Genomic DNA, 22,125 nt, shown 5'->3' on the forward strand with positions numbered 1-22,125 from the left:
ATCTTTGGAAATAACAGTACAGAGTCTGTTTACGACAATAATAAAACAGAGTCCACAAACCATGCGATGAGAAGCGGTTGAACAATATTTCTTGTATGCAGTCGGAAAAAAGTGGTATACTTACAGACATATGGAAAGGGTTCTGAACCCTGATGAACGAGAGGATTTTTTATGAGCAAAGTATATATTTTTCTGGCAGATGGATTTGAGGATATTGAAGGCTTGACAGTTGTGGATCTTATGAGAAGAGCAGGAATTGAGGCGGTTACGGTTTCTATTAAGGAAACAAGAGAGATTACTACTTCACATGGGATCGAAATGAAAACAGACTGTATTTTTTCAGACACAGATTTTTCAGATGCAGACATGCTGGTACTTCCGGGAGGAATGCCGGGAACAAAATATCTGGGTGCGTATCAGCCTCTTACAGAACTTCTTACAGAATATTATGCAAAAGGCGGAAAAGTTGCAGCCATCTGCGCAGCCCCAAGTGTTTTTGCAAAGCTGGGATTTCTGAAAAACAGAAAAGCAACTTCCTATCCTTCTTTTATGGACCAGCTTGACGGAGCGGAAATCTGCGAAGATTCGGTTGTTGTAGATGGAAATGTGACTACAAGCCGTGGACTTGGAACAGCTGTTCCTTTTGCTCTCAGTCTGATCGCGCAGCTTATGGGAGAGGAAAAGGCAGCGGAAATTGCAGAATCTATTGTATACAGGGCATAAATACGCTGAAATACCTTGCGGGACAGTGTTGTGTGAGCCGTTACCGTAAGGGAACAGAAAACTGAAAAAAACTCTGGTGTTTTTATGTCAGTTGTGCTATACTTCGATAATGACTGTAATTGTATCTTTTTTTAAAGGGTACACTTGCCTGAAATGCTGAAACACAGGCAAAAATAGAGTAAATTTTAAAAATAGAATCAGAACCTGACAATTTTAAGGAGGAACAGGAAACATGAGTTTACAGGTAGAAAAAATGGAAAAAAACATGGCGAAACTTACAATCGAGGTTTCCGCTGAAGAATTAGACAAGGCAATGCAGAACGCATACCTGAAAGCAAGAGGCAAAATCTCCATCCCGGGATTCCGTAAAGGCAAAGCACCGAGAAAAATGATCGAGCAGATGTATGGCAAGGGAATCTTCCTTGAGGATGCTGCAAACGCTCTTATTCCGGAGCATTACAGCAAAGCTCTTGAGGAGTGCGACCTTGAGATCGTTTCCCAGCCGGAGATCGATGTAACTCAGGCTGAGCCGGGAAAAGCTTTCATCTTCACAGCAGAAGTAGCTGTAAAACCGGAAGTAACACTTGGCGAGTACAAGGGTGTTGAAGTTCCGAAGTCCGAAACAGAAGTAACAGACGAGGACATTGATGCTGAGATCAAAAAAGAGCAGGAGAAAAACTCCAGAACTGTAACAGTTGAGGATCGCGGAGCAGAGAACGGCGATATCACAACAATCGACTTCGAGGGATTTGTAGATGGCGTTGCTTTTGAAGGCGGCAAAGGAACAGATTATCCTCTGACACTTGGTTCCGGCTCCTTTATTCCGGGATTCGAGGATCAGCTTGTAGGCGCAAAAGCAGGCGATCACGTAGAAGTAAACGTAACTTTCCCGGAGGAATATCAGGCAGCAGAGCTTGCAGGCAAAGCAGCAGTATTCCAGTGTGATGTAAAGAAAGTAGAAACAAAAGAACTTCCGGAGCTTGATGATGATTTTGCTCAGGATGTTTCCGAGTTCGATACTCTTGCAGAGTACAAAGAGGACGTTAAGAAAAACCTCACAGAGAAAAAAGAAAAAGAAGCACGCGCAGCAAAAGAAAATGCAGCAGTAGATAAAGCAATCGAGAACGCTGAGATGGAAATTCCGGACGCTATGCTCAACACACAGGTTCGTCAGATGCTGAACGACTTTGCATCCAGAATGCAGTCTCAGGGTCTGACTATGGAGCAGTACTTCCAGTTCACAGGAATGACAGCAGAGAAGATGCAGGAAGAGATGAAACCGCAGGCTCTGAAGAGAATCCAGACAAGACTTGTTCTTGAAAAGATTGCAGAAACTGAGAATATCGAGGTTTCTGAGGATGAAGTAAACGAAGAGATCAGCAAGATGGCTGAAATGTACAAAATGGAAGCTGACAAATTAAAAGAGCTTCTTGGCGACCGTGAATTAGAGCAGATGAAGAAAGACATGGCTGTACAGAAAGCAGTTACTCTTGTAGCAGACGAAGCAAAGGAAGCGTAAAAAGCGCAAGCGGACATCTTTTGAATCCACTGTGACGCGACGAATGGAGGCATATATATGAGTTTAGTACCTTATGTCATTGAGCAGACAAGCAGGGGAGAGAGAAGTTACGACATTTATTCAAGACTTCTGAAGGACAGGATCATTTTCCTGGGAGAGGAAGTGAATGATGTAAGTGCCAGTATCATTGTGGCACAGCTTCTGTTTCTGGAAGCAGAGGATCCGGGCAAGGATATTCAGCTTTATATCAACAGTCCGGGAGGTTCTGTTACCGCAGGTATGGCAATTTATGACACTATGAAATACATTAAGTGCGATGTATCCACCATCTGCCTTGGAATGGCAGCCAGCATGGGCGCATTCCTTCTGGCGGGAGGAACAAAGGGCAAGAGATTTGCTCTTCCGCACTCTACCATTATGATTCACCAGCCGTCCGGCGGCGCTCAGGGTCAGGCTACAGAAATTCAGATCGTGGCAGACCACATTGCTCAGACAAAGCGCACCTTAAATGAAATGCTGGCTGAGAACACAGGACAGCCTCTTGAAGTGGTTGAAAAGGATACAGACCGCGACAATTATATGACTGCAGAAGAAGCAAAGGCATATGGTCTGATTGACGGTGTTGTCGAACATAAATAAAAAAGACTGAAGAGAAGACTCCTTTAACAGGGAGTCTTGTCTTGCTTTTATCTCAGCATATCAATATATTGTAGTAGAAAGGAATAGAGAAATATCCATGGCAGATAAGATAAGAGAAGGAAAGGTCAGATGCTCTTTTTGTAATAAATCCGAGGATCAGGTACGCAAACTGATCGCAGGTCCGGAGGGTGTGTTCATCTGTGATGAATGTATCGGGATCTGTTCGGAGATTATGGAAGAAGAGCTGGCTCAGTACGGTCCGGAGGATGATTTTGACACGGATATCAACCTGTTAAAGCCCGAGGAGATCCACAAAATCCTGGACGATTATGTGATTGGACAGGAGGATGCCAAAAAAGCTCTGTCTGTGGCAGTTTATAATCATTATAAAAGAATTACCGCAGCAGGAAATCTGGATGTTGAGCTTCAGAAAAGCAACATTCTGATGCTTGGTCCTACAGGTTCCGGAAAAACTCTTCTGGCTCAGACTCTGGCCCGCCTTCTGAATGTTCCGTTTGCGATCGCTGATGCCACTACACTGACAGAAGCCGGTTATGTGGGAGAGGATGTGGAAAATATTCTCCTGAAGATCATTCAGGCAGCTGACTATGACATTGAGCGCGCACAGTACGGAATCATTTATATCGATGAGATTGACAAGATCACCAGAAAAGCTGAAAATGCATCTATTACCCGTGACGTATCCGGAGAGGGTGTACAGCAGGCTCTTCTTAAAATCCTTGAGGGAACTGTTGCCAGCGTTCCGCCACAGGGAGGAAGAAAGCATCCGCATCAGGAGTTTATCCAGATAGATACAACAAATATCCTGTTTATCTGCGGCGGTGCCTTTGACGGGATCGAAAAGATCATTGAAGCCCGTCAGGATACCAAAGCGATTGGTTTTGGAGCAGAGGTTACTGCAAAAGAAGAAAAAAATGTAGGTGAAGTTCTGAAACAGGTAATGCCGGAGGATTTCATAAAATTCGGACTGATCCCGGAATTTATCGGACGTGTCCCGATTGTTGTTACTCTGGACGGACTGGATGAGAAAGCTCTGATCCGTATTCTCCGTGAGCCCAAAAACTCTCTTACCAAACAGTATCATAAGCTGTTTGAGCTGGATGGAGTAGAGCTTGATTTTCAGGATGAGGCTCTGGAGCTGGTGGCCAGAAAATCTCTGGAAAGAAAAACAGGCGCAAGAGGACTTCGTTCCATTATGGAAACATCTTTGATGGATCTGATGTATAAGGCGCCTTCAGATAATACGATCCGTAAGGCAATTATTACAAAAGAGGCTGTTGAAGGAACCGGAGAGCCGGAGATCATTTATGGAGAAGAACCGGCAGTACAGCCTTCCGCGAGAAGAAATTCCCGTTCCAGGAAAAATGGAAAGCCGGAAACAGCCTGAGGAAGGAAATGACAGCAAATGACGCAGCCAATTAACACTTTGCCGGCGATTGCCCTTCGGGGAACAACAATCCTGCCGGAAATGATCGTCCACTTTGATATCAGCAGAGAACGCTCCATAAAAGCCGTAGAAGCCGCAATGCTTCGCGGACAGGAGATTTTTCTGGTGACACAGAAAGATCCGGAAATAGAGAATCCCGGAATTTCAGATCTGTGCAGAGTGGGCACCATTGCATATATCAAACAGGTAGTAAAACTTCCGCATGATCTGCTGAGGGTTCTTGTTGAAGGAAGAGAAAGAGCCGAGCTTTTGTCTCTTGTTCAGGAAGAACCGTTTCTGGAGGCAGAGACCGCTGTTTCTGTTTCAGAAGAAGAACCATATGCAGATACTGTGAGAGAAGCTATGTACAGAGGAATTCACGGTCTGTTCCACCAGTATTGTACGGAAAGCGGCAAGGTCAGCCGGGAGCTGGCATCGCAGATTCTGAACATCGAAAATCTTGAAGAACTGATGACACAGATTTCTGTGAATATTTCTCTTACCTGGCAGAACAAGCAGAAACTTCTGGAGGCAGCTACTCTGGAGGAACGATATGAAGTCCTTGGAGGAATCCTTCAGAATGAAATTGAAGTTTTTAAAGTAGGTCAGGATCTTCAGAAAAAGCTGAAGATCAGGGTTGACAAAAATCAGCGGGAATACATTCTGAGAGAACAGTTAAAACTGATCCGTGAGGAGCTTGGAGAAGAAAGCGTTTCTGATATGGCGGATGAGTACGGGAAGAAACTGGAACAGCTGGATGCTCCTGCTGAAGTAAAGGAAAAGCTTGCAAAAGAAATCAGCCGTTACCGCTCCATGAGCAGCAGCTCAGCAGAAAGTCCTGTGCTTGGAACTTATATTGAAACACTTCTGGCTCTTCCCTGGAACAGCCGTTCCGAGGATTCCGATGATCTGGCAGAAGCCTGGAAGATTCTTGAGGAAGGGCATTACGGACTGAAAGAGGTAAAAGAAAGGATCATGGAATTCCTTTCTGTGAGAAAGCTGACAAAGGGCGGAAAAAGTCCAATCCTCTGTCTTGTGGGCCCTCCGGGAACCGGAAAAACTTCCATTGCGAAGTCTGTGGCAGAGGCTCTTCACAAAAAATATGTCCGCATCTGTCTGGGCGGTGTCCGGGATGAAGCTGAGATCAGAGGGCACAGAAGAACTTATGTAGGCGCCATGCCGGGAAGGATTACGGCAGCCCTGCAGCAGGCGGGAGTCAGCAATCCTCTGATGCTTCTGGATGAAATAGACAAAACCGGAAGTGACCACAGAGGAGATACCGCTTCAGCGCTTTTGGAGGTTCTTGATCCGGAGCAGAACAGTCGTTTTAATGATCATTATGTGGAAGTACCCCAGGATCTTTCAGAGGTTCTTTTTATTGCCACAGCCAATGATCTTCAGGAGATACCGCGTCCGCTTCTTGACCGTATGGAGGTTCTGGAGATTTCCGGATATACGGAAAATGAAAAAGAACATATTGCAAAGGAACATCTGATTCCAAAGCAGATGGAGGTCAACGGACTTCCGAAGGGAAGCCTGTCGATCCAGGCGCCTGCTCTTCGGAGAATCATTAATCTTTACACCAAAGAAGCCGGAGTCCGGTCTCTGGAGAGAAAGATCGCGCAGATCTGCCGCAGGGCAGCTCGTGAGATCATGGAAAACGGTCAGGACAAAGTAAAAGTCACTACAAAGAATCTGGATAAGTTTCTTGGAAAAAGCCGTTATTCTTATATGATGGCAAATAAAAAGGATGAGATCGGTATTGCAAGAGGACTTGCATGGACTCAGGTAGGCGGCGATACGCTGCAGATAGAGGTCAATGTAATGCCGGGAAAAGGTGAACTGGTCCTTACAGGACAGCTTGGAGATGTGATGAAGGAATCTGCCCAGGCAGGTATTTCTTTTATCCGTTCCATTGCAGACCAGTATAAGATTAAACCGGAGTTTTTCCAGGAAAACGACATTCATGTACATATTCCGGAAGGAGCAGTTCCAAAGGACGGTCCCTCCGCCGGAATTACCATGGCTACAGCCATACTGTCTGCGATCATTAAGAAGCCGGTAAGGGCAGACGTGGCAATGACAGGAGAAATTACTCTGAGAGGCCGTGTGCTTCCTATTGGAGGATTAAAAGAGAAGCTTCTTGCAGCCAGATATGCAAAAATAAAAGAAGTTCTTGTTCCCGCAGAAAACAGAGTGGATGTGGAAGAACTGGACCAGGAGATTCTTGACGGTCTGAAAATTTCTTTTGTAGAAACTATGACAGATGTGCTTCACAGAGCGCTGAGCAAATAACAGGATCCCGGATCCGTGAAAGGAGCCGGACAGGAGAGGAAACAAATGGTTATAAAACAGGCAGAATTAGATATTGTTTGCGGAATTACCAGCAAACTTCCTGATACGGGAATGCCGGAAGTGGCATTTGCCGGAAAATCCAATGTAGGGAAATCCTCCCTGATCAATGGTCTGATGAACCGGAAGTCCCTGGCTCGCACCAGCGGACAGCCGGGCAAAACACAGACGATCAATTTTTATAAGATCAATGGCGAAAGATATCTGGTAGACCTTCCAGGATATGGATATGCGCGGGTATCTCAGACGGAAAAGGAAAAATGGGGAAAAATGATCGAGAAGTATCTTCATACTTCAAAAAATCTGAAAGCAGTGTTCCTCCTGATCGACATCCGTCATGAGCCGTCTGCCAATGACTGTCAGATGTATGAATGGATTCTTCATAACGGTTATGAACCGATCATCATAGCCACTAAACTGGATAAATTAAAAAGAAGCCAGATCCAGAAGCATCTGAAAATGATAAAAGAAGGACTTCAGCTGAAAAAAGGAAGCACAGTGATTCCTTTTTCTGCTGAAACCAAACAGGGAAGAGATGAAATCTGGGAAGTGATCGAGTCTCTTACAGACAGCAAAGAGCCTTCTGAGGAAGTCTGAAAGGATACGGATATGGGAATCATCAAAGCATTGAAACTGGGATTTGATTATTTTAAATATGATGACGACGGAAACATACAGGAAACTCAGAGAGCGGTAGACGAAGTGAGTGTGGATATTCAGGAAGGTGAGTTTGTGGCTGTTCTGGGACATAACGGTTCCGGAAAATCCACGTTTGCCAAGCATATTAACGCTTTGCTCCTTCCTACAGAGGGAACGATATGGATCGACAGTATGGATACCATGAAAGAGCCGGAACTGTGGAAGATCCGGCAGAAAGCCGGAATGGTATTTCAGAATCCGGATAACCAGATCATCGGAACGGTTGTGGAGGAAGATGTGGGATTCGGACCGGAAAACATGGGAATACCCACAGAAGATATCTGGAAACGTGTGGACGAAAGTCTTCAGAAAACCGGAATGGCAGCATATCGTCACCATTCTCCAAACAAGCTTTCCGGAGGACAGAAGCAGAGAGTCGCCATTGCAGGAGTCATGGCAATGCGCCCAAGATGTATTGTCCTTGACGAACCTACAGCCATGCTGGATCCAAACGGCAGGAAAGAGGTTCTGGAAGCAGTGCATCAGCTGAACAGACAGGAAAAAGTAACAGTAGTTCTGATCACTCACTACATGGAAGAAGTTATTGACGCAGACCATGTATATGTTATGGACGAGGGTCATGTAGTAATGGAGGGGACTCCAAGAGAGATTTTTTCCCAGGTGGATATGCTGAAAAAATACAGACTGGACGTGCCTCAGGTAACACTCCTTGCCCATGAACTGAAAAAATCCGGGGTGGATATCCCGGATGGAATCCTTACTACGGAAGAGCTGGTGAATTGCTTATGTCAATAGAATTAAAAAATATCACATACACCTACAGCCCGGGAACCGCTTATGAAATCCATGCGCTGAAGGATATTAATCTGGAAATTCCGGATGGACAGTTTATCGGGGTGATCGGTCATACCGGAAGCGGAAAATCCACACTGATCCAGCATCTGAATGCTCTGATCCGTCCTACATCCGGCTCTGTTCTCTATAATGGAGAAGATGTGTGGGAAGAAAAATATGACAGGCGGAATTTAAGAAGTCAGGTGGGGTTGGTGTTCCAGTATCCGGAGCATCAGCTTTTCGAGAGCGACGTGCTTTCTGATGTGTGTTTTGGCCCCATGAATCAGGGAATGAGCCGTGAAGAAGCAGAGGCTGAAGCGAAAAAAGCGCTTCTTCAGGTTGGATTTAAAGAAGAAAATTTCAGTAAATCGCCTTTTGAACTTTCCGGAGGTCAGAAAAAAAGAGTTGCCATTGCAGGCGTTCTTGCAATGAATCCCAAAATTCTGATCCTGGATGAGCCCACAGCCGGACTTGATCCAAAAGGTCGGGACGAGATCCTGGATCAGATAGCAGAGCTTCATAAGGCCCGTGGGATCACGATTATTCTTGTGTCTCACAGTATGGAAGACGTGGCAAAATATGTAGAGCGTCTGATCGTGGTAAACCGTGGCCAGATTGCTTTTGACGATACTCCAAGAGAGGTGTTCAGCCATTATCAGGAGCTGGAGGCCATGGGACTGGCAGCACCTCAGATTACTTATATTATGCACGCCCTGAAACAGCAAGGGCTGAAAGTAGATCCCAATGCGACAACTGTGGAGGAGGCCAGGGACGATATTCTCAGAGCGCTGAAAGAAGCAGCTTCTCCTCTTTTGAAGGGAGGAAATGAGAAATGATCAGAGATATTACGATTGGTCAGTATTATCCTGCGGATTCCCCTCTTCATAAACTGGATCCCAGGACAAAACTGATGGGAACTCTTGTTTTTATTATTTCTGTGTTCCTGTTTAATACGATTCCGGGGTATGCAGTGGCGACAGTATTTCTGGCTGTTGCAATAAAGATATCCAAGGTTCCGGTAAAATTTATTTTTAAGGGTCTGAAAGCAATTTTTATCATCCTGCTTATCACCATGGTGTTCAACGTATTTCTGACACCGGGGGAGGTGCTCTGGAGTTTCGGATTTCTCAAGGCGACAAGAGAGGGAATTTCACTGGCTGGAAAGATGGCGATCCGTCTGATCTACCTTGTGATCGGTTCTTCTCTGATGACGTTGACCACAACACCCAATCAGCTTACAGACGGTCTGGAAAGAGGTCTGCGTCCTCTGAACAAGATCCATGTGCCGGTTCATGAAATTGCAATGATGATGTCTATTGCTCTTCGTTTTATTCCTATACTACTGGAGGAAACAGACAAGATCATGAAGGCGCAGATTGCAAGAGGAGCAGATTTTGAGAATGGAAATCTGATCCAGAAGGTAAAAAATATGGTGCCTCTTCTGGTACCGTTGTTTATCTCTGCATTTCGCCGAGCCAATGATCTTGCTATGGCAATGGAGGCAAGATGTTATCACGGAGGAGATCAGAGAACGCAGATGAAACCTCTTCATTATGAAAAAAGAGATTATGTAACCTATATGATACTGGCTCTGTATCTGGCAGTTGCGATCGGATTTCGGGTGGCAGGAATATGAAAAGAGTAGGACTTGTAGTTGCCTATGACGGCACAAATTACTGCGGCTGGCAGATCCAGCCAAATGGAATCACCATTCAGGGAGTTCTCAATGATACATTGTCAGAACTTCTTGGTGAAAAAATAGAAACCATAGGAGCAAGCCGTACAGATGCGGGAGTACATGCTCTGGGGAATGTTGCTGTGTTTGACACAAATACAAAAATTCCCGGAGAAAAAATTTCCTATGCGCTGAATCAGAGGCTTCCGGAGGATATCCGTATACAGCTTTCCGAGGAAGTGGAACCGGATTTTCATCCAAGATACTGTGACAGTGAAAAAACTTATGAGTACAGGATCCTCAACAGGAAGTTTCCGGTGCCTACAGAAAGACTTTATTCTTATTTTTATCATTATAAGCTTGATGTGGAAAAAATGAGAGAGGCGACTTCTTATCTGATCGGGCGTCATGACTTTGCCAGCTTCTGCGGCACAGGGGCGCAGGTAAAATCAACGGTCCGGACCGTGACAGGAATTGATGTGTGGAGGGATGGCGATATTGTTACCATCCGGGTTTCCGGGGAGGGATTTTTATATAATATGGTAAGAATTATTGCAGGAACTCTGATACAGGTGGGAAACGGACAGTATCCGCCGGAGAGAGTCCGCGAGATTCTGAATGCCTGCGACCGCTCTGTTTCCGGTCCTACAGCGCCGGCTCACGGACTGACTCTTATGGGAATTGAATTTTTTGATTCATAAAAATAAAAAATTATTTACACTTATATGCAATGATGGTGACGGTTCCTTTTCCGGGATAGCGCTTCATTGCATATTTTTTTGGAAAAGCTTCAATAAGATCAGGAAGCTTCATAAAACCGTAGGTGCGGGCGTCAAAGTCCGGTTTGGCACGTTTGATATACTGACCGGCAGAGCTGACATTGACATATCGGTCATCATCCTGATATTTGTCCCAGGCAATTTTCAGAAGCTTGTGGATGTCCTGCAGCTCGTCAGTATTTGATTTTTCTTCCAGATCACTGTCAGCAGTTTCCTTCCGTCCGTTTGGTTTGCTTTCCGGTTTGGAAACAGGGATTTCGGAGGATTTACTCATATTTTCCAGAAAAAGAAATTCATCGCAGGCATTACGAAAAGCAGCGGGAGTTTTTTTCTCTCCTACGCCCATTACATATACACCGGATTCGTGAAGCCGAATAGCAAGAGGGGTGTAATCACTGTCGCTTGCAACGATCACAAAAGCGTCATAGATTTCTTTGTGGAGCAGATCAAGAGTGTCAATAACCAGCGCCATGTCTGTGGCGTTTTTGCCGGAAACATAGTCAAACTGCTGCTCCGCTTTGATCGCAAGTCTTTTCAATTCATCTTCCCAGTTTTTCAGAGATTCTTTTCTCCAGTTTCCGTAGGCTCTTTTTACAACAATGCGTCCGTAAGCAGAGAGTTCCTGTATTACCGTTTCCAGTTTGGAAAGCTGAGTGTTATCTGCGTCGATCAGCAGAGCAATTTTTTCAAGATTTTTCATAATCGGGTATTCTCCTGTTTAAAATTCTGTCATAAAGCTGAAATGGATGTGTCCTGAAAACAGATAGATTCCTGTACAGATTTATATATGCAATATAGCATTTTCCCGGCTAAAAGTAAATATTTATGGAATTTTATCACAGAATGTGTTAGAATCGAGGGAATGAAACAGGAGTAGGAGATGGTAATATGATTCAGTTTTTGGCTTCGATTTTTATAAAAAACAGACAGGATTACAACTCCCCTGCAGTGAGACAGGCGTACGGAACTCTTTGCGGCGCTGTGGGGATCGGGCTTAATATCCTGCTTTTTCTGGGAAAGTGGATCGCCGGATTTTTAAGCGGTTCCATAGCCATTACTGCAGATGCATTTAACAATCTTTCCGATGCGGGTTCTTCGATCATAACCCTGATCGGTTTCCGGATCTCCGGACAGAGACCAGATCCGGAACATCCTTTCGGACACGGAAGGATGGAGTATATTTCAGGACTTCTGGTATCGGTTGCCATACTTGTTATGGGATTTGAGCTTGTAAAATCTTCCGTTGAAAAGCTGATCCATCCGGAACCTATAGAAAGCAGTCCCGTGATCATTGGTATCCTGGCAGTATCGATTCTGGTCAAAGTATATATGTTTTATTATAACCGGGCTGTAGGGAAAAAGATAGAAAGCGCTGCAATGAAAGCAACTGCAATGGACAGTTTAAGCGACACGGTTTCCACAGCTCTTGTTCTGGCTGCTACGGTAATCAGCCAGTTTACAGGGCTTCTTCTGGATGGATGGTTTGGTATTCTGGTAGGACTGTTTATTCTGTACACAGGAGCCTCTACAATCAAAGAAACCATGGATCTTCTTCTGGGACAGCCGCCAAAGGAGGAATTTATCGAAGAGATCAGAGATATTGTTACCTCTCATAAACTGGTATATGGAATCCATGATCTGATCGTCCACGACTATGGTCCGGGGCGTCTGATGATCTCACTTCATGCGGAAGTAGATGCAGAGGGGGATATTCGGGAAATCCATGAGCAGATCGATCACATTGAGAATGAACTTCAGGAAAAACTCCACTGTTCAGCAACAATCCATATGGATCCGATCGTTACAGATGATAAGGAGATCCTGGATATGCAGGAAAAGGTGAGAGCAGTTGTAAAGACAACAGACGAATCTTTAAGTATGCATGATTTCCGAATGGTAAAAGGTCCTACCAATACAAATCTGATCTTTGATGTGTCTGTGCCAAGCGGCTGCCATAAGACAGATAATGAAATTATAAATAGCCTGAAAGAAAAAATCAGGGAGCTGCCCGGAGGGAAATATTCTCCGGTGATCCAGATCGATCATGAATATTACTGATAAAAAAGGAGCCACCACAAGTTAAGACGGTGACTCCTTTGATTTTTATCATCTGGATCGGGATACAGCAGATACACCTTTACTTTTTTTGACTTTCTCTGTATTCCCTGGGGGATATACCGGTATATTGTTTAAATACTTTGCTGAAATATCTGGGATTGTCGTATCCGGTCATCTCGCAGATTTCGATGATTTTTTTGTCTGAGTTCAGAAGAAGTTCTTTCACTTTTTCCATTCGTATTTCGGTAAGGTATTCCACAAAGTTATGACCTGTTTTTTCCTTAAAAAGCCTGCTCAGATAATTAGGATGCAGGTAAAATTGCTCGGCTAAAGAATTAAGAGTAATGTTTTCGGCATAATTGCGGCGTATAAAGATCTGGATTTCCCGTATTACATCTTTTCCGAGAGACTGCTCATCAAACTGATTTAAAAGGCTGATCAGCCAGTCAAGGTATTTTGTCATACACCCGGTACATTCCTGATAGTTCTGAGAAAGAAGAATACTGCTTAATACCTGATTCAGACTGGAATGAAGCTCCTTTTCCGGAAGGGAAAGATCCTTCAGACAACTGTTTAGCTCAATAAGAAAACTGATACATGCAGTCTGATACTGGGTGAGAGAAATATCCTGACTGAGGACAGACGTCAGGGAGGTATTGAGCAGAGCAAACACTTCATCTCTTGTTTCAGGATTAGTGAGCTTCTGGAAAAGTTGCGGCAGGATATCCTGAAGTGGAAGGGCGTTTTTTGAAAACAGTTTTTCGATATTTTGATAAAGAATGGTTCTCTCTTTGCTTCCGGCGCGATGATAGTGCTGAGCCCGGCAGGCTTCCTCCCATCCCTCATGAAGATCATCCAGACCATATTTCTGCTTGCTTGCTCCGGTGGCCCATTCCTCCAGTTCCGGGCAAAGCTGCTCCAGAAGTGTGGTGAAAGAATGAAAATCGTTTTTGGGATCCCACGGAATCAGACAGAAAAGAGAAAAAATTTCATCTTCAAGAAAAATTGCAGACGGCACAAGGGCGGAAATCTGTCTGCGCATCTGTTCTTTTTTGCAGGTGATCTCGTCCTCGGAGAGTTCTCTGTTTTTCAGAAACAGAGACAGGCCGTACCAGGATTCCAGGATGGGAAGATTAAAGCGCACGGCATCCGCCTTTGAGTAGCCTTTGGCAGCCGAAAGAAGCAGGGCTTCCATCCGGTTGCATCGTATACGGTTATCGTTCTGTATGGCGTCAAAATCATTTTTCAGGCGTTCCAGAAGCGCTTCAATATCTTTCAGTACCACAGGCTTTGTCAGGTAGTCTACAGCTCCGTTGCGGATCGCTTCCTGAGCGTAGGAAAAATCAGAGTATCCGCTCAGGATCACGGATTTTACATCAGGATATTTCTGCCTGATAATACGAAGAAGCTCCAGACCTGTCTGACCTGGCATACGGATATCCATAAAAGCTACGTCAATATGGAGCTTTTTCATAACAGAAAGAGCCTCATCCGCACTGGAAGCGGTTGCAGCAACCTCAAATCCGTATTTTTGCCATTTTACAAACTGTGCCAGTCCGCGGCATACAATTTCTTCATCATCTACAATCAGTACCTGATAAATCATGAATATCTGTTCCTCTCATATTTCCTGCCATATTTTCAGAATGATCTCTGAGAGGCAGGAGTATTTTGATTTCTGTACCCTTTCCGGGAGAACTGGAAATGTGGATTCCATAATCATCCCCGTAAAAAAGGCGGATTCTCTGATGAACATTGACAAGTCCAATACTTTCGCCAGAGACTTCTTCTCTGTTAAGAGACTGTTTAAGAGAAGCAAGCTCTTCATCGGTCATTCCTTTCCCGTTATCTGTTATAAGAATACACAGATTTCCGTTTTCGGAAAAAGAGCGAAGCCGGATAAAATAACCGCGGCTTGCATCTCCAAAAGCATGAACCACTGCATTTTCCATAATAGGCTGCAGCATGAACTGCGGAATATAAACTTCGTTTTCATTTACTTCTGTTTTCAGAATAAGCTGTATTTTGTCACTGTGGCGGAAATTGATCACATCCATATAGATCGAAGCATGTTCGATTCCCTCTTTTAAGGGAATTGTGTTTCCGCCGGTTTTCATTCCAAGCCGGCAAAGTCGGCTGAATTTTTCGATCATCTCTGTCACCGGACTTTCGCCATTGGCCTCATACATGGCTTCCCAGCGGATGATATCCAGAGTATTATAAAGAAAATGAGGATTGATCTGCATAAGCATAGCATCCAGCTGAGCGTTTTTCCAGCTTAACAGAGTCCGTTGCCGCCGGATTTCTGAAATATATACCTGATCAATAAGCTGATTGGTGTTTTCTGCCATTTCATTGAAACGGTTTCCAAGATCAGTGATCTCGTCATGACCGCTGTTTTCATAGCGGGCAGTCCATTTTCCGCTGCCTGTTTTTTTCATTACATAATTCAGCTTTTTCAGAGGATCAGAAATACTGAAGGTTACATAATAAGAGAGAATAAAGCAGGCGATCACTGTTCCGGCAAGTACCAGCAGACAAAGGTTGCGTATATGAAAAGGGTGCTTCATAAGAGTATTCAGGTCAGCAACGTAGCAGGTGAAAAGTCCTGTTCCGGGAATCTGTTCATAGGCAAGAAGCACATTTTGCCCGTTGATCGAAGTACGCTCAATGCTTTTTCCCTTGCTCTGCATCTGCTGATAAAGTGCAGGATCATAGGGAAGAGAGGGAGCATTGATACTGGGGTTGAACCAGTGTAGAATCCCGTCTTTTCCAACCAGAAATGTGTTTCCGGTACTGCCGTTATCCATAGTGCCATCCACAGCGCCGGAAAAAGTATCCGTATCAATATTAAAAAGCAGAACACCAAGAAATTCCCGGTCATATGGTTCATAAACGGCAATGCCCAAAGTGATGATGTTGGCAAAACCGTATACATTCTGTTCATTCTTGTAAAAAATATCTGTCTGTTTCCGACTGTCCATCCATACGGGATATCCCTTTTTTTCCTGTGGAAGAAGATAAAATTCAGACTGATAAAAGGCATTCAGATCCCGGATAGTGCCGCCTCTCTGGAACCCGTGTTCCTCTACCATATGGTACTGACAGTCCGGAGTGACAAACTGAATATTTACAATATATTTCTGATTCTGGCGCAGATCATAGAGCCTGTTTTCTATCAGGAATTTATTTTTTTGAAACTGCGTTTCCTCTTCAGGAGTCCGATTTTGAGAAAAAGCGGAATTTTCTGAGATGGCATTGAGGATATGGATATCATCATAAAAATTCAGAGCCGTGTTTTCATAATCTTTCATGGTATCCTGTATCTTCAGACCTGTATTCTGTACCATCATAGTGGTATATCGGTCAAGATTCAGGCTGATTTCTCTGGAATACTGAAAGAATGAAAAAAAGGTCAGAAAAAAAGCGGAAGTAAGTAAAAGTACCAGAAAAGAAATGTTCAGTCGTTTAAAAATACCGACTTTGCGAAGCTTTCGGATTACCAGAGCATTCCATTTATGTCTGAGGGTGCGGATAAAAGTGAACAGTTTCATAGAAAACCTCCGGACGGGTATATATGGGTAACATACATAAAGCTTTGTTTATTATAGCATAATTGGGGAAAAAAGACATCATCATATAAAAAAGAACTGTTTTCCTACATGGTTAAAGCAGGAAAAACAGTTCTTCTTTTAAATTTTATGCCTGACAGATAACACAAAAAGGATTTAGAGTGTTATTTTTTATTTGCCTCATTGAATTTTTCAAGAGCTTCTGACTCACACTGTTTCTGTGCATCTGCAAATTCTTTTTCCGGATCTGCATTTGGATCGGTGAGGATTTTCTGGACAGCACGGTCAACATAGGAGCCGAAATCAGCTTTTCCGTAAAATTCCAGACGACCAACAGTTTTTGCTGCTTCCAGGACTTCTTTGTATTCCTCCGGGAAGTCATAGAAATCAGTTACGCTCATATCATCACGAGGAATGATTACCGGGCTTAAAGCGCCTTTTGTTGCAAGATTCTCAAAGTAGGAGGAGAAGTAATCTTTTGAATTATAAAATTCAATATATTCCCATGCAGCGTCTTTTTTTGCTTGATCAGATTTTGCGTTAATAACATAGGTGGTTCCTGCAATGGCTGTGGTCTGTTCTCCGGAAGGTCCGGCAGGAGGCAGACAGAGACCGATATCGTCAGGATCCATTCCATTGGAAACAGCATCGGATACCCAGTCAGATGCAAATGGCATCATACCGATCTTGCCCATTGCAAAGTCCATGGTCAGATCTTCAAATTTCAGTGTCAGATCGCTCTGAAGAACACCTTCGCTTTTTAACTGCTGATAATATTTAGCGGCTTCGATAACAGCCGGATCAGTAAATGTAAGCTCTGCGGTTCCGTCCTCGTTTTCTTTTGTCAGATCACCGCCGGCCTGCCATACATAGTACTGGAAGAACCATTCTGTCCATTCAGCAGCCAGAGTTGCGTAGCCTGCAATCTGATTTTCTGGATTGTTGATTTTTTTGGCCATATCAAGAGCCTCTTCCCATGTTTTCGGAGGCTCAGTCAGGCCTGCTTCCTCAAAGAGTGCTTTGTTGTAACCGAAAAGCATTGGAGAAACAGTGGAAGGGATACCGTAAATCTGTCCGTCTCTTGTGAACATATCTACATATTCTTTGGTAAAGTTTCCCCATTCATCCCAGTTATCTGTATAAGTGTTCAGAGGCTCCAGGATACCTGCCGCAATATAAGAATCCATCATGGTAAAAGAGCAGTTTACAAGATCCGGTGCGGTTCCGGAAGCAACGCCCTGATAAAATTCATTTCCGGGATCGCCTTCTTTTACAACTTTGTTTAATGTGATCCAGGGATGTTCTTCCAGGAACTGTTCTTCCATGGAGAGAGACCAGTCATCCTGTGTACGGCTTGTTACCCAGATGGTAAGTTCTACCGGTTCATGTTCTTCTTCTGCTGCAGAAACAACAGTAGCGCCTGCAAAAGTAGTTGCTGCCATAGAAAGGCAGAGCAGAGTTGCAAGAAGTTTTTTCTTCATCATAAATAGATCCTCCTTTTTATTGACTTCTTTTATGCCGTTGCTTTAACTTGTAATTAATCATAACAGATAAATTTACTTATGAAAATAGAATAAAATTAACCAAAATGCATAAAAAAAGTCACTTTTTTTAAGGTGTAGCAGGAACGTGGTTTAAGAGGTTAAGAAAAGTGACCTGAAAGTAAGGTTCGTATATTTTATAAAGCATTACTTTTCTTTATACTCTAAGCTAATAGAATCATGCAGAAAAATGGAGGTACGGAAAATGAGTAAGAAAAAGAAAAGATCTCTTGCCGTAAAATCGGGCAGCTATATGTTCCGGAAAAAAATAACGCCGTGGTGTATCCTGTTCCTTCCCATGGCATTTACTGTGTGGCTGAAATATTACCCTATTTTCAGCGCATTTTATATTTCTCTGTTCCAATATGATCCCATCAATCCTCCGGGAAAATTTGTGGGCTTTGAAAATTATATGGAAATGTTTCAGATGCAGTTTTACTGGGATTCCTGGAAAAATACGTTTATTTTTCTGATGCTGCAGCTTTGTATGTGCTTCTTTATTCCGCTGATTCAGGCGCTGCTTTTGAATGAGCTGATTAAATTACAGAAATGCCTGACAACACTTTATATTCTTCCGGCCCTGATCCCTACTTCCGTGAATGTGATCATCTGGAAATGGATATGGCATCCGGATTATGGTGTGGCAAATCAGATCGTGCAGTTCTTTGGCGGAGAGCCACAGACCTGGCTTAGTGATCCCAATCTGGTAAAATTCTGTATCATTTTTCCCGGTGTGTTGGGAGGCGGTCTGACTGTTCTGCTTTATCTGTCGGCAATACAGGGAGTCTCAACAGATATCATGGAATCGGCAGCTCTGGATGGATGTACAGGATTTAAAAAAATCATACATATTATACTTCCAAATATTTCCTTTATGATTTTTATCCAGCTTATTATGTGCGTGATCACAACTATGCAGATGCTGGACGCTCCTTATATGTATGCATCAGGAGGTCCAAGCGGAGCGTCTACCACACAGGGCATTTTTATTTACAATGCGTTTAATCAGGATCTGAATTATGGACGCGGTTCTGCCGCATCGGTGGTCCTGCTGATCGTGATAGCAGCCCTGACTATGATGCAGATGCATTTTGAAAAGTCGGAAAATAACTAGAGGGGGCAGAGCAATGAAAAGATTAAGAAATAAAAATAAGATCCATTATGGAAAATCAGAGCGCTGCCTTAAGATCGTGGCAGTTGTGGTATCTCTGTTGTTTGCGGCGCTGATGCTGTATCCCATGATTTTTGCCGTATCAAGCTCCATGAAAGACAATTCGCAGATTTATGAGGTGCCTCCGAAACTTCTTCCGGGCAGAGCAAACAGTGTGTCTCTTGTGTTTGATTATTCCGGTCAGGAGTTTGAAAGTGAAGAGGCTTTAAAGGACCAGATGATGCAGGACAATGTACTTGCCATGTTCGGAACAAACTTCAAGCTTGCGGATCAGTCGATTATGGAGATCCAGGTGTATGGCACAAAAGACGGAAAAACACTGTTTCATTCCAGAGCGCACCAGATGAAGCTGCAGATGGAATGTGACTATGGTATTTATAAGAGAACTGCCATCAAAAAAGAAATTCTCCTGCATGATGACCGCTATATCCGTGCCTGTGAATCCATTGGATATGAATTTGATGCAGACGGGATCGATAAAAAAGTAGAAGAAGGACTTGGAAACAATTTTACCGAACAGGTAAGTTCTGTGCTGAATGAAAAATATCAGACTGTAGGAAAACTGGTAAGTGTGGGCGATAAGACAAAAAATTTTCTGAATTTGGAAAGTTTTAAATATTATCTGGATATGCCTGCCTATATTTATCCACAGAACGAACGGATCGCCAAAATGGGATTTATGACTTTTGTGATAAACAGTGTGATTGTCATCGGTTTTGCAATGGTTGCCCAGGTAATCCTCTGTTCCGTATGTGCGTTTGTGATCAGCAGACAGCTGTCAAAAAAAGCCGGAAAATTTGTATTGATGTTTTTCCTGGGTGGAATGATGATTCCGTTTGCAAGTATTATGCTTCCTCAGCTGATTATGTATAAGGAAATGGGTGCCTATAACAATTATGCGGCGCTTCTTCTTCCGTTCCTTTATCCTTATGGCTTTTATGTATATCTGTATAAGGGATTTTTCGATCAGATTCCAGGCAGTTATTTTGAAGCGGCTGCGCTGGACGGAGCGGGAAGCTGGTATCTTTATACAAGGATCTGTATGCCGTTGTCCAAGCCGATTATTTCTCTGATCGCACTTCAGACTTTTATTGGAAACTGGAACGATTTCTTCTGGGCATGGCTGGTAACAGAGGATCAGAATCTGTGGACATTGAATGTGGCGCTTTATAATATTTCCAATAATGCGGGAACCAAACAAAATGCTCTGATGGGACTGGCAGTGGTGACAATTACTCCGGTTATCCTGTTGTCGCTTCTGTTTTCACGGCAGCTGAAACAGAGCATAGTGGCTTCCGGTGTCAAAGGCTAAAACAGTATAAGCGGATTTACAGAAGATCCAGTCATGGATTCTGGAGGTACAGTTAAAAATAAAATAGAAATCAAAGATGAGTTCAGGAGAGAATATATGACATTGAAAGGTTATGCAACAACAAAAGAAGAATTTCTTTATCCGGACAGTCCTCTGGGCTGTCTTCCGGAACAGCTTCGGCTGGTAATGGCCAGAAATGGCAAACCGGGCATTCAGGTTCTGCTGGAAACTCTGGGGCAGGATGTGGAATTTGTCATAGAAGGAACCGGATTTCAGACAGAGTGGTATCAGATGAAAGCTGTACCGGTGGAGTACAATACGGGAGATGGTGTTTCTCAGGGGGGAGGTATGGTCCTTCAAAATCCTCCGGAAGAAAAACCGGAGTATGTCACCAGACTTGCTCCGTTCAGAGTATATGACTGTCTGAGGAGCATAAAAACCGGCAGAGTGCAGGCAGAAGAGGGAAGAGCGGCAGTTTATTTCTGCTTTACAGCGGATAAGGATATTCTTCCGGGAGAGCATACGCTGAAACTGCGGGCTGAAGCAAAAGAAGGAAGCTGGGAGTGCAGGCTGTTGGTACATGTTTATGATGTGATGATTCCACAGGATGCGTTTCCTGTTACCAACTGGTTTTCCCTGGAAGACATCAGTCGTTTTCATTATGTGGAGATGGGAACTCCGGAATATATCCAGGTACTCAGAAAATATATCCGTGCAATGAGAAGACTTCATCAGAATGTTTTTTATATTCAGCTGGATGAGAAATGTGTGACAGGAGAAAAGCCCTGGACCTTTGATTTTGAGTATCTGACTCCTGTTATAGAAAGTTTTTTTGCAGAGGGAATGGAAATACTGGAGCTGGGAGCGCTTCTGCACAGAGGATTTCGTCCGGATGGAAGTCCGGATATGTATACAGACAGTTTTACCTGCATGATGAAAAAAAATCTGAAGTTTGATACCCTTGAAGGATATGAACACACGGTTCGTCTGGTACAGGCTCTGGCTTCATACCTGAAAAAGCACGGATGGGACAAAAAAGTTCTTTTTCATATTCATGATGAACCGGATATTCATTTCAGAGATCAGCAGGCGCTGGAATCCAGAAGACGGCAGTATTATCTTGCTGCAAGTATTCTCCGGAAATATCTTCCGGGTGTGCGCATAATCGAAGCGGTGGATACTGCGGGATTTTTCGGGGGTGTAGATATCTGGGTTCCCGGTACAGCCGGCTATGAAAAACGAAAAGAAGAGTTTGATACTTTGATCGGACTTGGGGAAACGGTATGGACTTATGTGTGCTGTGGTCCGGAAGGGAAATGGCTGAACCGTTTTCTGGACTTTCATTTAATGAGAGGAAGACTTCTTTTCTGGGGATGCGCCAGAAACAGGATTTCGGGATTCCTGCACTGGGGATTTAACCAGTTTCCGGGGGGAATGGATCCGCTTAAAGGAACAAGCTGTCCAAATGACACAGGAATAGGAACAAACTTCCCATGTGGTGATTCGTTTCTGGTATATCCGGGAGAGAATGGATCGGATATAGGAATGAGGCTGGAAGCCCAGAGACGGGGGGCAGAGGATGCAGCTCTGTGGGGACTTCTGCGTAAAAAAGACGAGGCGCTTCATGACAGGCTTCTGGATCAGATGTTTACCAACAATTATACATACTGCAATGATCCTGAGGAGCTGGAACGTGTCTTTGAACTTCTTCTGGAAAGTCTGGAGGATACTGCAATTCAGACAGATGAAGAATGCTTGTGAATATCTCCGGCTTACAGATGACCTTTATCAGATTCCTGCTTTTGTTCTGGAGTTTTAGAGCCTTGGGAAAATCATCGGAACG

The 22,125-nt window shown here is 43.8% G+C and carries 18 protein-coding genes; 14 read left to right on the plus strand and 4 right to left on the minus strand.

Annotated elements, in window-relative coordinates:
- The first annotated feature begins 171 nt into the window (after positions 1–171).
- From LU279_RS04145 to truA, 10 genes are all read left to right on the plus strand, one after another.
- Positions 172–723, plus strand: a complete 552-nt coding sequence (locus LU279_RS04145; RefSeq protein ID WP_274421304.1) for a DJ-1 family glyoxalase III — start codon at positions 172–174, stop codon at positions 721–723.
- 232 nt (positions 724–955) lie between these two features.
- Positions 956–2,242, plus strand: coding sequence for a trigger factor (tig, locus tag LU279_RS04150; protein ID WP_274421305.1), 1,287 nt, complete (start codon positions 956–958; stop codon positions 2,240–2,242).
- Between the two features lie 57 nt (positions 2,243–2,299).
- On the plus strand, positions 2,300–2,881 hold the full coding sequence (gene clpP, locus LU279_RS04155) for an ATP-dependent Clp endopeptidase proteolytic subunit ClpP (RefSeq protein ID WP_138270627.1): 582 nt from the start codon (positions 2,300–2,302) through the stop codon (positions 2,879–2,881).
- Positions 2,882–2,978: 97 nt separating this feature from the next.
- Positions 2,979–4,289: an ATP-dependent Clp protease ATP-binding subunit ClpX gene (clpX, locus tag LU279_RS04160; protein WP_274421306.1), complete on the plus strand. Its 1,311-nt coding sequence runs from the start codon at positions 2,979–2,981 to the stop codon at positions 4,287–4,289.
- Between the two features lie 18 nt (positions 4,290–4,307).
- Positions 4,308–6,623 carry an endopeptidase La gene (gene lon, locus LU279_RS04165; RefSeq protein ID WP_274421307.1) on the plus strand — a complete coding sequence of 772 codons (2,316 nt, stop codon included), beginning with the start codon at positions 4,308–4,310 and terminating at the stop codon, positions 6,621–6,623.
- A 45-nt stretch (positions 6,624–6,668) separates the two neighbouring features.
- Positions 6,669–7,277, plus strand: a complete 609-nt coding sequence (yihA, locus tag LU279_RS04170) for a ribosome biogenesis GTP-binding protein YihA/YsxC (protein WP_274421308.1) — start codon at positions 6,669–6,671, stop codon at positions 7,275–7,277.
- A 12-nt stretch (positions 7,278–7,289) separates the two neighbouring features.
- Positions 7,290–8,135 (plus strand): energy-coupling factor transporter ATPase, encoded by an 846-nt coding sequence (locus tag LU279_RS04175; RefSeq protein ID WP_274421309.1) that lies wholly within the window; start codon positions 7,290–7,292, stop codon positions 8,133–8,135.
- Positions 8,126–9,010, plus strand: coding sequence for an energy-coupling factor transporter ATPase (locus LU279_RS04180; RefSeq protein ID WP_274421310.1), 885 nt, complete (start codon positions 8,126–8,128; stop codon positions 9,008–9,010). The genes LU279_RS04175 and LU279_RS04180 overlap by 10 nt, the downstream gene beginning before the upstream one ends.
- The gene (locus tag LU279_RS04185) at positions 9,007–9,810 is read left to right on the plus strand and encodes an energy-coupling factor transporter transmembrane component T family protein (RefSeq protein WP_274421311.1); all 804 of its coding nucleotides are present in this window, start codon (positions 9,007–9,009) and stop codon (positions 9,808–9,810) included. Before LU279_RS04180 ends, LU279_RS04185 begins: the two co-directional genes overlap by 4 nt.
- Positions 9,807–10,550 (plus strand): tRNA pseudouridine(38-40) synthase TruA, encoded by a 744-nt coding sequence (gene truA, locus LU279_RS04190; RefSeq protein ID WP_022068107.1) that lies wholly within the window; start codon positions 9,807–9,809, stop codon positions 10,548–10,550. The genes LU279_RS04185 and truA overlap by 4 nt, the downstream gene beginning before the upstream one ends.
- 10 nt (positions 10,551–10,560) lie before the next feature.
- Here the strand turns inward: truA and LU279_RS04195 are convergent, their stop codons facing one another.
- Positions 10,561–11,328 (minus strand): NYN domain-containing protein, encoded by a 768-nt coding sequence (locus LU279_RS04195; RefSeq protein WP_274421312.1) that lies wholly within the window; start codon positions 11,326–11,328, stop codon positions 10,561–10,563.
- 188 nt (positions 11,329–11,516) lie between these two features.
- Here LU279_RS04195 and LU279_RS04200 point away from each other — a divergent pair, with 188 nt between their 5' ends.
- Positions 11,517–12,686 (plus strand): cation diffusion facilitator family transporter, encoded by a 1,170-nt coding sequence (locus tag LU279_RS04200; RefSeq protein WP_274421313.1) that lies wholly within the window; start codon positions 11,517–11,519, stop codon positions 12,684–12,686.
- A 79-nt stretch (positions 12,687–12,765) separates the two neighbouring features.
- On the opposite strand, the gene LU279_RS04205 is transcribed toward LU279_RS04200, so the two are convergent.
- From LU279_RS04205 to LU279_RS04215, 3 genes are all read right to left on the minus strand, one after another.
- A complete protein-coding gene (locus LU279_RS04205) occupies positions 12,766–14,292 on the minus strand; it encodes a response regulator (RefSeq protein ID WP_274421314.1) in 1,527 nt (508 codons plus the stop codon).
- Positions 14,264–16,240, minus strand: coding sequence for a cache domain-containing sensor histidine kinase (locus tag LU279_RS04210; protein WP_274421315.1), 1,977 nt, complete (start codon positions 16,238–16,240; stop codon positions 14,264–14,266). Before LU279_RS04210 ends, LU279_RS04205 begins: the two co-directional genes overlap by 29 nt.
- Before the next feature lie 182 nt (positions 16,241–16,422).
- Positions 16,423–17,742, minus strand: a complete 1,320-nt coding sequence (locus LU279_RS04215; protein ID WP_274421316.1) for an extracellular solute-binding protein — start codon at positions 17,740–17,742, stop codon at positions 16,423–16,425.
- 262 nt (positions 17,743–18,004) lie between these two features.
- On the opposite strand from LU279_RS04215, the gene LU279_RS04220 reads away from it, so the two are divergent.
- The 3 genes from LU279_RS04220 to LU279_RS04230 all read left to right on the plus strand — a co-directional run bounded on the left by LU279_RS04220 (position 18,005) and on the right by LU279_RS04230 (position 22,043).
- Positions 18,005–18,913: a carbohydrate ABC transporter permease gene (locus LU279_RS04220; RefSeq protein ID WP_274421317.1), complete on the plus strand. Its 909-nt coding sequence runs from the start codon at positions 18,005–18,007 to the stop codon at positions 18,911–18,913.
- Positions 18,914–18,926: 13 nt separating this feature from the next.
- The gene (locus LU279_RS04225; RefSeq protein WP_274421318.1) at positions 18,927–20,282 is read left to right on the plus strand and encodes a carbohydrate ABC transporter permease; all 1,356 of its coding nucleotides are present in this window, start codon (positions 18,927–18,929) and stop codon (positions 20,280–20,282) included.
- Between the two features lie 96 nt (positions 20,283–20,378).
- Positions 20,379–22,043, plus strand: coding sequence for a DUF4091 domain-containing protein (locus LU279_RS04230; protein ID WP_274421319.1), 1,665 nt, complete (start codon positions 20,379–20,381; stop codon positions 22,041–22,043).
- Positions 22,044–22,125 lie beyond the last annotated feature (82 nt).

The sequence above is a fragment of the Blautia sp. XA-2221 genome (genome assembly GCF_028767025.1).
Lineage (GTDB): Bacteria > Bacillota > Clostridia > Lachnospirales > Lachnospiraceae > Blautia_A.